Annotated in this window: 15 protein-coding genes, 2 tRNA genes and 1 other RNA gene; 16 read left to right on the forward strand and 2 right to left on the reverse strand. The window is 50.9% G+C overall.

Going from position 1 to position 12,342, the window contains the following annotated elements:
- Position 1: 1 nt before the first annotated feature.
- The 14 genes from cydB to EIP93_RS07285 all read left to right on the forward strand — a co-directional run bounded on the left by cydB (position 2) and on the right by EIP93_RS07285 (position 8,802).
- Entirely contained in the window at positions 2 to 1,141 is a 1,140-nt protein-coding gene (gene cydB, locus EIP93_RS07220) for a cytochrome d ubiquinol oxidase subunit II (RefSeq protein WP_103860243.1), read from the forward strand.
- Positions 1,142 to 1,157: 16 nt separating this feature from the next.
- Positions 1,158 to 1,274, forward strand: a complete 117-nt coding sequence (gene cydX / locus EIP93_RS07225) for a cytochrome bd-I oxidase subunit CydX (RefSeq protein ID WP_116156556.1) — start codon at positions 1,158 to 1,160, stop codon at positions 1,272 to 1,274.
- Positions 1,271 to 1,564 carry a cyd operon protein YbgE gene (gene ybgE / locus EIP93_RS07230; RefSeq protein WP_010285015.1) on the forward strand — a complete coding sequence of 98 codons (294 nt, stop codon included), beginning with the start codon at positions 1,271 to 1,273 and terminating at the stop codon, positions 1,562 to 1,564. Before cydX ends, ybgE begins: the two co-directional genes overlap by 4 nt.
- A gap of 133 nt (positions 1,565 to 1,697) precedes the next feature.
- A complete protein-coding gene (ybgC, locus tag EIP93_RS07235) occupies positions 1,698 to 2,102 on the forward strand; it encodes a tol-pal system-associated acyl-CoA thioesterase (RefSeq protein ID WP_010299208.1) in 405 nt (134 codons plus the stop codon).
- Positions 2,099 to 2,785, forward strand: a complete 687-nt coding sequence (gene tolQ / locus EIP93_RS07240; protein ID WP_029368101.1) for a Tol-Pal system protein TolQ — start codon at positions 2,099 to 2,101, stop codon at positions 2,783 to 2,785. Before ybgC ends, tolQ begins: the two co-directional genes overlap by 4 nt.
- Before the next feature lie 12 nt (positions 2,786 to 2,797).
- On the forward strand, positions 2,798 to 3,223 hold the full coding sequence (tolR, locus tag EIP93_RS07245) for a colicin uptake protein TolR (RefSeq protein WP_010299214.1): 426 nt from the start codon (positions 2,798 to 2,800) through the stop codon (positions 3,221 to 3,223).
- Positions 3,224 to 3,287: 64 nt separating this feature from the next.
- Positions 3,288 to 4,457 carry a cell envelope integrity protein TolA gene (tolA, locus tag EIP93_RS07250; RefSeq protein ID WP_125232482.1) on the forward strand — a complete coding sequence of 390 codons (1,170 nt, stop codon included), beginning with the start codon at positions 3,288 to 3,290 and terminating at the stop codon, positions 4,455 to 4,457.
- Positions 4,458 to 4,594: 137 nt separating this feature from the next.
- Entirely contained in the window at positions 4,595 to 5,887 is a 1,293-nt protein-coding gene (gene tolB, locus EIP93_RS07255) for a Tol-Pal system beta propeller repeat protein TolB (RefSeq protein ID WP_039540547.1), read from the forward strand.
- Between the two features lie 40 nt (positions 5,888 to 5,927).
- On the forward strand, positions 5,928 to 6,437 hold the full coding sequence (pal, locus tag EIP93_RS07260) for a peptidoglycan-associated lipoprotein Pal (RefSeq protein WP_103860244.1): 510 nt from the start codon (positions 5,928 to 5,930) through the stop codon (positions 6,435 to 6,437).
- Between the two features lie 9 nt (positions 6,438 to 6,446).
- Positions 6,447 to 7,223 (forward strand): cell division protein CpoB, encoded by a 777-nt coding sequence (cpoB, locus tag EIP93_RS07265; protein ID WP_125232483.1) that lies wholly within the window; start codon positions 6,447 to 6,449, stop codon positions 7,221 to 7,223.
- A gap of 175 nt (positions 7,224 to 7,398) precedes the next feature.
- Positions 7,399 to 7,474 (forward strand) — tRNA-Lys (locus EIP93_RS07270).
- Positions 7,475 to 7,525: 51 nt separating this feature from the next.
- Positions 7,526 to 7,601 (forward strand) — tRNA-Lys (locus tag EIP93_RS07275).
- Positions 7,602 to 7,722: 121 nt separating this feature from the next.
- A non-coding RNA gene (locus tag EIP93_RS07280) (RtT sRNA) lies at positions 7,723 to 7,849 on the forward strand.
- Positions 7,850 to 8,085: 236 nt separating this feature from the next.
- Positions 8,086 to 8,802, forward strand: a complete 717-nt coding sequence (locus EIP93_RS07285; RefSeq protein ID WP_103860245.1) for a DUF554 domain-containing protein — start codon at positions 8,086 to 8,088, stop codon at positions 8,800 to 8,802.
- A gap of 14 nt (positions 8,803 to 8,816) precedes the next feature.
- Here the strand turns inward: EIP93_RS07285 and EIP93_RS07290 are convergent, their stop codons facing one another.
- Positions 8,817 to 9,215, reverse strand: coding sequence for a YjaA family stress response protein (locus EIP93_RS07290; protein ID WP_103860246.1), 399 nt, complete (start codon positions 9,213 to 9,215; stop codon positions 8,817 to 8,819).
- Between the two features lie 228 nt (positions 9,216 to 9,443).
- Here EIP93_RS07290 and nadA point away from each other — a divergent pair, with 228 nt between their 5' ends.
- Together nadA and pnuC are read left to right on the forward strand one after the other, a co-directional pair.
- Positions 9,444 to 10,505 (forward strand): quinolinate synthase NadA, encoded by a 1,062-nt coding sequence (gene nadA / locus EIP93_RS07295; RefSeq protein WP_125232484.1) that lies wholly within the window; start codon positions 9,444 to 9,446, stop codon positions 10,503 to 10,505.
- Positions 10,506 to 10,563: 58 nt separating this feature from the next.
- On the forward strand, positions 10,564 to 11,289 hold the full coding sequence (gene pnuC, locus EIP93_RS07300; protein ID WP_103860247.1) for a nicotinamide riboside transporter PnuC: 726 nt from the start codon (positions 10,564 to 10,566) through the stop codon (positions 11,287 to 11,289).
- Between the two features lie 7 nt (positions 11,290 to 11,296).
- Here the strand turns inward: pnuC and zitB are convergent, their stop codons facing one another.
- Positions 11,297 to 12,247 carry a CDF family zinc transporter ZitB gene (gene zitB, locus EIP93_RS07305; RefSeq protein WP_103860248.1) on the reverse strand — a complete coding sequence of 317 codons (951 nt, stop codon included), beginning with the start codon at positions 12,245 to 12,247 and terminating at the stop codon, positions 11,297 to 11,299.
- Between the last annotated feature and the right edge of the window lie 95 nt (positions 12,248 to 12,342).

A 12,342-nucleotide genomic window follows, 5' to 3' on the forward strand; every position in this document is an offset into this window, starting at 1 on the left:
TATGTTTGAATATGAAGTCTTACGTTTTATCTGGTGGCTGTTGATCGGTATTTTGCTGATTGGCTTCGCTATCACTGATGGTTTTGACATGGGCGTGGGCATTCTGGTGCGTCTGATGGGACGTGGCGATACCGAGCGTCGCGTCATGATTAACAGTATTGCGCCGCACTGGGACGGTAACCAGGTCTGGTTGATCACCGCCGGTGGCGCGCTGTTTGCTGCCTGGCCAATGGTTTATGCCGCCGCGTTCTCTGGTTTCTACATTGCCATGATTCTGGTGCTGGCCTCACTGTTCTTCCGTCCTGTCGGCTTCGACTACCGTTCAAAAATCGAAGATCCGCGCTGGCGTGGCATGTGGGACTGGGGCATCTTTATCGGTAGTTTTGTCCCACCGGTGGTGATTGGTGTGGCATTTGGCAACTTGCTGCAGGGCGTACCATTCCACGTCGATGAATATCTGCGTCTGTACTACACCGGAAACTTCTTCCAACTGCTGAACCCGTTTGGCTTGTTGGCGGGTGTCGTCAGTCTGACGATGATCCTGACTCAAGGTGCAACCTACCTGATGATGCGGACCACGGGCGACCTGCACGTGCGTTCCAAATCCGCTGCGCAGATTTCCGCGCTGGTGATGATGGTGGCGTTTGCTCTGGCTGGCGTATGGGTCGTTTACGGTATTGATGGTTATGTGGTGACGTCTGCGATTAACACCGCGGCTGAGTCTAACCCGTTGCGTAAAGAAGTCGTTCATCAAGCGGGTGCCTGGCTGATCAACTTCAATAACCATCCGGTATTGTGGGCTATCCCTGCTCTGGGCGTAGTGCTGCCAGTGCTGACTACCCTTATGGCGCGCGCAGAGAAAGGAGCATGGGCATTCCTGTTCTCCTCTCTGACTATCGCGTGTGTGATTCTGACCGCAGGGATCGCTATGTTCCCGTTCATCATGCCGTCAGTGACTGTGCCTAACGTCAGCTTGACGGTATGGGATGCAACATCAAGCCTGCTGACGCTGAAAGTCATGACAGTGGTTGCGATGATTTTCGTTCCTATCGTGCTGTCTTATACCGCATGGTGCTACTACAAGATGTTCGGTCGCATTACCAAAGAGCAGATTGAGCAAAACACTCACTCTATGTACTAAGTAAGGAGCTTAATTTATGTGGTATTTTGCCTGGATACTCGGAACGCTTCTTGCTTGCTCACTGGGGATCATCACGGCCCTGGCTATTGAGCAGAGTGAGGCAAGCAAAGCGGTTGAAGAAGATAAGCAATGAGTGATCTGGTCGATAAACTCTATCGCCTGATGGATAAGAGCCCGTTAAGGGCTCTTTCCCTTATCATGGCGTTGTTGCTGGCTGGCTGTGTATTCTGGGATCCGACGCGCTTTGCGGCGCGGACCAGTGAGCTCGCGGTCTGGCAGGGGCTGCTGTTGATTTGGGCCGTTTGCGCTGGCGTTGTTCATGGCGTTGGTTTTCGTCCACACCGCCTGCTCTGGCGCGCGTTTTTCGCACCACTTCCCGCCTTTGTGATCCTGTGCGCAGGATTGTACTATTTCTTCGGCTAAAATAGCCTCCTATTCCATTTAGTTATGGGTTGCTTGCAGCCCATAATTATTTTCTTTCCATTGTCACAATCCATTCCAAACCTCATTTCTCTTGCGTATAGTAGCGAGGTTTAATGCATTACTGGGATGTAGAGTGAGTAATTCGTTGTTTCGCTGGCCAGTTCGAGTCTACTTTGAAGACACTGATGCAGGTGGCGTTGTCTATCACGCTCGCTATATTGCCTTTTATGAAAGGGCAAGAACCGAGGCGTTGCGTGAGCGCAACTTTCATCAGCAAGCCTTGCTAAGTGAGCATGTCGCGTTTGCTGTTCGTCGGATGACGGTGGAGTATCTTGCCCCTGCGCGCCTCGACGACATGCTGGAAGTGCAAAGCGAGATTATCTCGCTGCGTGGTGCTTCTCTGACTTTCGCCCAGCGTATTCTTAATGCTCATGGTACCCTGCTAAGCCATGCTGAAGTTTTGATCGCATGCATCGATCCACATCAAATGAAGCCAATTGCGCTTCCTAAGTCTATTGTCGCGGAGTTCAAGCAGTGACTGACATGAACGTTTTTGATTTGTTCCTGAAGGCAAGCCTTCTGGTTAAACTAATCATGCTGATTTTAATCTGTTTTTCTATCGCTTCCTGGGCGATCATTATTCAACGTACCCGAATTTTGAACGCGGCGACGCGTGAGGCTGAGGCGTTCGAGGACAAATTTTGGTCGGGTATCGAACTGTCGCGCCTCTATCAGGAAAGCCAGACTCGTCGCGATAGCTTGACGGGCACTGAACAAATCTTCCATTCAGGTTTCAAAGAATTTGCACGGTTGCATCGTGTCAACAGCCATGCGCCGGAGGCCGTGGTGGAAGGCGCGTCCCGCGCAATGCGTATTTCAATGAATCGTGAATTGGAAACGCTGGAAACGCACATTCCCTTTTTGGGAACCGTTGGTTCTATCAGCCCGTATATCGGCCTGTTCGGTACCGTTTGGGGGATTATGCATGCCTTCATCGCGCTGGGCGCAGTGAAGCAGGCCACCTTACAAATGGTTGCCCCTGGTATTGCCGAGGCTTTGATTGCAACGGCAATCGGTCTGTTTGCGGCGATCCCTGCGGTCATGGCGTATAACCGTCTTAACCAACGGGTGGGCAAACTGGAGCAGAACTACGACAACTTTACGGAAGAGTTTATCGCTATCCTGCACCGTCAGGCGTTCTCCAGCGACAACAGCAAGTAATCAGGGGGGAGCATGGCACGAGTACGCAGAGGCCGTCGTGAGCTGAAATCCGAGATCAACATTGTTCCGTTACTGGACGTGCTGTTGGTGCTGTTGCTGATTTTTATGGCGACAGCCCCGATTATTACGCAGAGCGTTGAGGTGGATTTACCAGATGCGACCGACTCAAAAACGGTCTCCAGCAATGATAATCCGCCCGTGATCGTAGAGGTTTCAGGCATAGGGCAATATAGCCTGGTTGTTGAACAAAACCGTATGGAGCAACTCCCAGCAGAGCAGGTGGTTGCTGAAGCGCAATCACGACTGTTAGCCAATCCAAAGACGGTCTTTTTAATTGGTGGCGCGAAGGATGTTCCTTATGATGAGATCATTAAAGCGTTGAATTTGTTGCATCAGGCTGGCGTAAAATCCGTTGGTTTGATGACACAACCGATTTAAATGAGCGCCTCACGGTAATGATCGTTAAGCCTATTTCTGGCAACACTGTTTTTGGGAATCGCTTGTGCTAAAGGCAAACGAACAAAACGATAAGCTAAAACGCGCCGTTATTATTTCGGCTGTTTTGCACATCATACTGATTGCTTTGCTGCTTTGGAGTTCGTCGACGCAAACGATGGATGCCAGCGGGGGCGGCGGAGGCTCGTCAATTGATGCCGTAATGGTCGATCCGAGCGCAGTGGTGGAGCAATATAACCGCCAACAGCAGCAGCAGACCGATGCGAAACGTTCTGAACAGCAGCGTCAAAAGCAGGCTGAACGGCAGGCCGAAGAGCTCCAGCAGAAGCAAGCGGCTGAACAGCAGCGGCTGAAAGAGTTGGAAAAAGAGCGTCTGCAAGCGCAGGAAGAGGCGAAAAAGCAGGCTCAGGAACAGGCTGAACAGCGTAAGCAGTCTGAAGCGGCGGCTCAGCAGGCAAAAGAACAGCAGAAGCAAGCCGAAGCTGCAGCAGCAAAAGCGAAGGCTGAAGCTGAACAGCAGGCGAAAGCGGCGGCAGACGCTAAAAAGAAAGCGGAAGACGAAGCGAAGAAACAGGCTGCTGCGGCCGCTGCTGCTAAGAAGCAGGCGGAGGAAGAGGCTAAAGAAAAAGCCGCTGAAGCCGCTAAACAGAAGGCAGCAGAAACCGCTAAAGCAGAAGCTGCAAAGGCAGCCGCAGAGGCTGAGCAAGCTAAACAAAAAGCAGCAGCCGAGGCGGCTAAGCAAAAAGCCGACGCTGAAGCAGCGAAGAAAGCAGAAGCAGCCGCTAAGAAAGCCGCTGATGATAAAAAGAAAGCGGCAGCAGAAGCGGCTAAGCAGGAAAGCGCCGTTGATGATTTGCTGGGCGGGTTGGCTTCATCGAAAAATGCGCCGAAGTCTGGTGGCGGTGCGCCTGCGGGCACAGGTAACAATAAGAAGAGCGGTGCATCAGGTGCAGCGCTTGATAGCTATGGTAGTCAGGTGCGCTCAGCCATTCAGAGCAAGTTTTATGACTGGCAGCTCTATAAAGGGCGTACCTGTACGTTACGGATTAAGCTGGCGCCAGATGGTTTGCTGATTGACGTCACTGCTGAAGGCGGCGATCCAGCGTTATGCCAGGCGGCAATTGCTGCGGCCAAACAGGCAAGAATACCGAAGCCACCGAGTACGGATGTTTATGAGGCTTTTAAAAATGCGCCAATAGACTTTAAACCGCAGTAACCGGGCTGTTTACCCATAGGTTTAAGATTATTACGATGGTAAATAAACCAGGTTATGTTGTTTTGTTGACATTGGTTTGTTTTTGTTAAAATTCTGCTAATTTATCGCAGACTTCGCGTCTGGATAAGGGAGATGAGATGAAGCAAGTACTGAAAGTTGCATTAAGCTTTTTAATGCTGTGGACTGCGGTTGTTCACGCGGAAGTACGTATAGAGATTACCCAAGGGGTAGACTCTGCACGTCCTATCGGCGTGGTTCCGTTCAAATGGGCAGGTCCGGGCGCTGCGCCTGAAGACGTCGGCGGCATCGTCGGTGCTGACTTGCGTAACAGTGGCAAATTCAACCCGATCGACGCAAACCGTATGCCTCAGCAACCTGCAACGGCATCTGAAGTGACGCCTGCTGCATGGACGGCGTTGGGCATCGATGCGGTTGTTGTTGGTCAGGTTCAGCCGAGTGCCGATGGCAGCTATCTGGTTTCTTACCAGCTTGTTGATACCTCCGGTAACCCAGGCAGCGTATTGGCGCAGAACCAGTTTAAAGTCACAAAACAGTGGTTGCGCTATGCTGCACACACCGCCAGTGACGAAGTGTTTGAAAAACTGAGTGGTATTAAAGGTGCGTTCCGTACCCGTATCGCTTACGTCGTTCAGACTAACGGTGGTCAGTTCCCTTATGAACTGCGCGTTGCGGATTATGATGGCTACAACCAATTTGTGGTTCACCGTTCGCCACAGCCGCTGATGTCTCCGGCCTGGTCTGCAGACGGCAGCAAGCTCGCCTATGTAACGTTTGAAAGTGGCCGTTCTGCGTTGGTTATTCAGACGCTGGCAAATGGTGCAATCCGTCAGGTTGCTTCCTTCCCACGTCACAACGGTGCGCCTTCTTTCTCTCCTGATGGCAGCAAGTTAGCGTTCGCACTGTCTAAGAGCGGTAGCTTGAATCTGTATGTGATGAATCTAGGATCTGGGCAAATCAGTCAGGTGACTGATGGTCGCAGCAATAACACGGAACCAACCTGGTTCCCAGACAGCCAGACCTTGGCCTATACTTCAGACCAGGCTGGTCGTCCGCAGGTTTATAAAGTGAATGCTAACGGCGGCGCGCCACAGCGTCTGACCTGGGAAGGTTCTCAGAATCAGGACTCAGATGTGAGCGCCGACGGGAAATTTTTGGTAACGGTGAGCTCGAATGGTGGAGCTCAGCATATTTCCAAACTGGATCTGGTAACGGGTGCCGTACAAGTATTGACGGACACGTTCCTGGACGAAACGCCAAGTATCGCACCGAATGGCACGATGGTGATCTACAGTTCCAAACAAGGGCTGGGTTCAGTGCTACAGTTGGTTTCGACAGATGGGCGTTTCAAAGCGCGTCTTCCGGCTACTGATGGACAGGTTAAATTCCCTGCCTGGTCGCCGTATCTATAAGTACAGATATGTACAATAAACTCGTCAAAGGACATAAGAAATGCAATTCAATAAAGTGCTGAAAGGCCTGATGTTGGCTCTGCCGGTACTGGCAGTGGCCGCTTGTAGCTCCAACAAGAACGCAGACAATGACCAATCTTCCATGGGTGCTGGCAACAACGGCATGATGGACGGTGGCAACACGTCTTCTTCTGAGCAAGCTCGTTTGCAGATGCAAGAATTACAGCGCAACAACATCGTTTACTTCGGTCTGGACAAGTACGATGTGAGCTCTGAATTCGCTCAGATGCTGGACGCACACGCTGCATTCCTGCGTAGCAACCCGTCTTACAAAGTGACTATCGAAGGTCACGCGGACGAACGCGGTACGCCAGAATACAACATCGCTCTGGGTGAGCGTCGTGCCAACGCGGTACAAATGTACCTGCAAGGTAAAGGCGTTTCTTCCGATCAGATCTCTATCGTTTCTTACGGTAAAGAGAAACCAGCTGTTCTCGGTCATGACGAAGCGGCTTATGCCAAAAACCGTCGTGCCGTTCTGGTATATTAAGAGAATCGCATGAGCAGTAACTTCAGACATCACCTGTTGGGTCTGTCGTTACTGGTTGGCGTAGCGGTCCCTTGGGCCGCTACTGCCCAAGCGCCAATCAGTAATGTCGGCTCAGGCTCGGTCGAAGACCGCGTCACTCAATTGGAGCGTATTTCTAACGCTCACAGTCAGCTTTTAACCCAACTTCAACAGCAGCTCTCTGATAATCAGCGTGATATTGACAGCCTCCGTGGGCAGATTCAGGAAAGTCAGTATCAGTTGAATCAGGTTGTTGAACGGCAGAAACAGATCTATCAGCAGATTGATGGATTAAGTTCGCAATCATCTTCTACACCGACGACAGACGGTGCTCCTGCCGCTGCGGCGGGTACTGATACTGGTGCTGCCAATACGGCGGCACCGGCCAGTACGGGTGATGCGAATACAGATTACAATGCTGCAGTCGCGCTCGTGCTGGAGAAAAAACAGTACGATCAGGCTATCAGCGCATTTCAGGCATTCGTCAAAAAATACCCAGATTCAACGTATCAACCTAATGCTAACTATTGGCTTGGTCAGTTGAATTACAACAAGGGGAAAAGGGACGATGCGGCGTACTATTTCGCCAATGTAGTCAAAAATTATCCCAAGTCACCAAAAAGTTCCGAGGCGTTGCTGAAGGTTGGGGTGATCATGCAGGAAAAAGGTCAGGTTGATAAAGCCAAGGCCGTTTACCAGCAAGTTGTAAAAATGTACCCCAATACGGAAAGTGCAAAGCAGGCACAAAAACGTTTATCTGCATCGTAACCCCGTCTTAATTGGCACAAAAATTGCGCATCATGAGCGGTTTTTGTGCCTAAACGTCTTAAGAGTAAGCAATCAAACAGTTTTTTAAGAAAATAGGTTGCGCCGAAAATTTAAATCAGTAATATGTGCCGCCGTTGCCAAGGCAAATAGCAAAACGCTAAAGCAGCATGAAATTGGGTCGTTAGCTCAGTCGGTAGAGCAGTTGACTTTTAATCAATTGGTCGCAGGTTCGAATCCTGCACGACCCACCAATTTCAAAGGCAGTTGTAGCTTTAGTAAGTATCAAAGTAGTTCCGCATTGCGGGTCGTTAGCTCAGTCGGTAGAGCAGTTGACTTTTAATCAATTGGTCGCAGGTTCGAATCCTGCACGACCCACCACTTCGGCAGTAGATTTCCTTCCTCGAATAAATTCATTTTAAATTATATATCGCACGTGTCGTGTAGGTGAGACAAAACCATTGAAAATGGTTTTGAACAACGCTTGCGTTGGCCCTGCAAGGGTGAGCCTCAGAATGAGGTGAAGAACTTGCGCTCAGGTTCGAGCCGAGCGAAGCGAGACAGCAACGCGTTAGTGTTGACCCCGAAGGGGCGAGGCCAAAGGCCGAGTCATCCTGCAATACCCACTACTTCAGCAGTAGAATTCCTTCCTTGCATAAATCGACGTTAAGACAACGATCGTGTACATCGCGTCGGTGAGATAAAGCCCATCATCATTCCCTACTCATTAAGACTTTGCGGTATATTAGGTTTTTGCCCCTCTCTATGGACTATATAACCCGTCAGGAACTGTTTTCTAATCCTATCGAGCAGGGATGGAGTCATTGCCACAGGGAAGCGCGTGTAGCCCTGTTTAGGAAGATATATGATTGGTCCGTTGATTAATGGTGCCGCTATCTTGATTGGTAGTGGTCTGGGTATTGCTTTGCGTCGTTTTATCCCTCAGCGTTTGCAAGATGGCCTTCCGCCTGCATTTGCGATGGTGTCGATTGCAATGGGGGTGACGCTGGTTGTGAAAGTCCATCAGTTGCCTGCGGTGGCGCTGGCTATCGTGATTGGTGTGGCGTTAGGTGAACTGCTACGCATGGAGTCCGGCGTGCAGTGGGCTGGTATGATGATTCAGAAAGGATTAAACCGCGTGCTGCCTGCACAGGAGCATCGCTTGCCACAGGATGTCTACACTCAGAATTTTACCGCGTTAATCGTCCTGTTTTGTGCCAGCGGAACCGGCGTGGTTGGAGCATTAACGGAAGGGCTAACTGGTGATTATCAACTGCTGATTATCAAATCTGCTTTAGATATTTTCACCGCGCTGATTTTCTCCATCACGCTTGGCCTTGCCGTGATGTCGATTGCGATACCGCAGGTTATTGTCCAGACGCTGTTATTCTTCTCCGCCAAATTGATTATGCCCTTTATGACAGATATCACGATGGGCGATTTTTCTGCCTGTGGCGGGATTATCATGATTGCGGTGGGGCTACGGATCGCGCAGATCAAATCATTTGCGGTAGTGAACTTCCTGCCTGCGTTGGTTCTGGTTATTCCTATCTCTCTGTACTGGCACCGCTTCTTCGCCTAAAGCGCAGCGTCTGATTAGCGGTTGACGATCGAAGGCATGTCGCCGCTAAAAATTTGTGTCACTTCCTGGTCAGTAAGCGGCACATTTTTGCTACAGACATAAATATGCTTTCCTTGTGGGCTGATGCGCTTGGCTAGCTCTATGTAGCTGGCAAACTCGACCTGGCTGTGTCCGCCTTCATTCATCTCCATGGCATGGATGATGACCTTGTGTGACGAGAATAGATCGATCAGTCGTTTGGGGGCTACCTTGCGCGCGAGTCGATCCAATAGCTTCATTGCTGGGATCATCTGCCCGAGCAGCAAGCGCGTGGTGGTAAAAGGCGTTTCTGATTGCTCTGTCACCTCTTGTTTCGTGTCCACGTTTCTGACGGTCAGGGTATTGCGATAGATTCTGATATAGAGGCTGGCCATGCCATTTCTCTCCTTGTCTCTCTTCTACTTCTCTTTTCTACGAGTCATGCTACTTACGCATTTCACCTCACCATTTTAAGCATATTAAACAGAATGGCGGGTGATATAGAAAAAACACCGCGACTTTAGGGCGGATTTTCGGTATTTTGTTTAGGATAAAAAACGTCGATGCTGATTATTAATTAGTATCAGGTGTTACAACCCGAGTTGTCATCGTGGAAATTTATAATGAGTATCCTTTTTGATAGCAATGAGACCATTTATCCCTTTCCGCCGAAGCCCAGACCCTTATCGGCTGATGCAAAACAGCACTATCGTAGCAGGATAAAAACGCTGCTGCGGGAAAGAAATGCTGTCATGGTCGCGCACTATTATACCGATCCTGAAATTCAGGCGCTGGCGGAAGAAACTGGCGGCTGTGTGGCGGACTCGCTGGAAATGGCGCGGTTCGGCAGCACCCATTCGGCATCAACGCTGCTGGTGGCGGGTGTCCGCTTTATGGGAGAGACCGCCAAGATACTCAACCCGGAAAAGACGATTCTGATGCCCACGCTGGAAGCAGAATGCTCGCTCGATCTCGGTTGTCCCGTTGATGAGTTCAGCCGTTTTTGCGATGCGCACCCAGACCGAACGGTAGTGGTGTATGCCAATACCTCTGCGGCAGTGAAAGCGCGTGCTGATTGGGTGGTTACATCCAGCATCGCGGTGGAATTGATCGAACATCTGGATAGCCTGGGAGAAAAAATTATCTGGGCACCAGACCGTCATCTGGGAAGCTATGTACAAAAGCAGACAGGGGCGGATGTACTGTGTTGGCAGGGCGCGTGCATTGTGCATGACGAATTTAAAACGCAGGCGCTGCAGCGCATGAAGATCCTGTACCCCGACGCGGCAATTTTGGTCCATCCAGAATCGCCGCAGAGCGTGGTAGAGATGGCTGATGCCGTTGGGTCAACCAGCCAACTGATTCAGGCTGCGAAAACGCTGCCACAGCGCGAGCTGATTGTTGCGACCGATCGCGGTATTTTCTACAAGATGCAGCAGGCCTGCCCAGAGAAAACATTGCTGGAAGCGCCCACTGCGGGCGAAGGGGCAACCTGCCGCAGCTGCGCCCACTGTCCGTGGATGGCGATGAACGGGCTGGAGGCGATTGCTAATGGTCTGGAGCAAGGCGGTGAGGCACATGAGATTCATGTTGATGCAGCCCTGCGAGAAGGCGCGTTAATCCCGCTGAATCGCATGCTGGATTTTGCGGCTTCACTAAAATTACGTGTGAAAGGGAATGCCTGACAGAGATCCAGGGCATCTTAATAGAAATTTCTTACAATAATTGAGACAGGGTGGTGAGATGGACTTTTTGAGTACCAGCAATATTTTAATTCATATCCCTTTGGGGGAAGGGGGATATGCGCTTTCCTGGGTTGAGGCGATTGGTACGCTGTTTGGCCTGCTGTGTATCTGGTTCGCGAGTCAGGAAAAAACCATCAACTATTTGTTTGGGTTGATTAACGTCACGCTGTTTGCCGTGATCTTTTTTCAAATTCAGCTTTACGCCAGCCTGTTGCTGCAAATCTTCTTTTTTGCCGCCAATATTTATGGCTGGTATGCCTGGACGCGCAAGACAGATTCGCAGGAAGTGGAGTTACGCATCCGCTGGCTACCGGTGCAGAAATTGATTGGCTGGTCGGTAGCGTGCGTTGTCGCGATTGGCTTGATGACGTTCTACATCGATGCGGTGTTTGCCGTGCTGACGCGTATTGCCGTTTCCGGTATGCAGGGGCTAGGGTTGTCTGTGCAGATGCCGAACCTTCAGCCGGATGCGTTCCCATTCTGGGATTCCACCATGATGGTGCTGTCGATCGTGGCGATGATCCTGATGACGCGCAAATACGTCGAGAACTGGCTGCTGTGGGTGGTGATTGATGTGATAAGCGTGGTGATTTTTGCTTATCAGGGCGTGTATGCGATGGCGGTAGAGTACGCGATCCTGACGCTGATTGCCCTGAACGGCTCCTGGCTGTGGATTAAGAGCGCACAGGAAAACCGCGTCAGCGCGGTTTCACACGGCGCGTAATCCAAATTTAATGCTTGTGGTGGTGGCCTTCTGCATCATGGCTTTCATGATGATGACTTTCCTGATGGTGGAAAGCGCAGTGGCCATCATCACAGCGTTGATATTCCATCTGAACCGTCGCGTGTTCAATCTGGTAATGCTTCAGTAAATATTCCTGAATACGTCTTAACAGCGCATCGTGATCGTGAGGCGGAACCACCTGTGCATGCAGCGTCATCATCGGTTTCTCGCCCACCTGCCATAAATGAACATGGTGAATGTTCCTGACCTCGGGAATATTCAGCGTTAAATCTTTCTGTAGAACCTCAACGCTGAGCTGGCTCGGCGTACCTTCCAGCAACTCGTGAATGCTCTCTTTCAATAGCGCCCATGCACTGCGCAACACCAGACACGACACCAAAATAGAGAGAATCGGGTCGATAGGCGTCCAGTTGGTATAAAGAATGATAATGGCAGCGGCAATCGCGCCAACGGATCCGAGCAGATCGCCCAGCACATGCAACGCCGCCGCGCGGACGTTAATATTTTTCTCTTCGCTGCCGTGGTGTAACAGCCAAAATGCCACGATATTTGCCACCAAACCGGCAACGGCGACAAGCAGCATAGGGATGCCAGCGACGGGCTGGGGATCATAGAAGCGTTGGATGGCTTCCCAGAAGATGAAGGCGGTAATCAGCATCAGCGTCAGCGCGTTCACAAAGGCGGCGAGGGTAGTGAGCCGTAAATAGCCAAAGGTATGGCGAGCATTGGGCTTACGCTGTGCGAAACGTACGGCGACAAGCGCGACAAACAGCGCGGCGGCGTCCGTCAACATATGGCCAGCATCCGCCAGCAAGGCGAGGGAGCCGGACAGCAGGCCGCCAATGACTTCTGCCACCATAAACGTGGCGGTAATGATAAACGCGGCCAGCAGACGTTTACTGTTACCTGATTCTGTGTGGCTGTGGTTATGTGCCATAGATCACCCTGAATTGCGATTTTATTCCACTTTACTGAAACCCACAGAGAAAGCCTATTCTGCGGTTCACCGACCTGTCAGTTGCGCTATTTTCT

The organism is Pectobacterium versatile (genome assembly GCF_003932035.1).
Classification (GTDB): domain Bacteria; phylum Pseudomonadota; class Gammaproteobacteria; order Enterobacterales; family Enterobacteriaceae; genus Pectobacterium; species Pectobacterium versatile.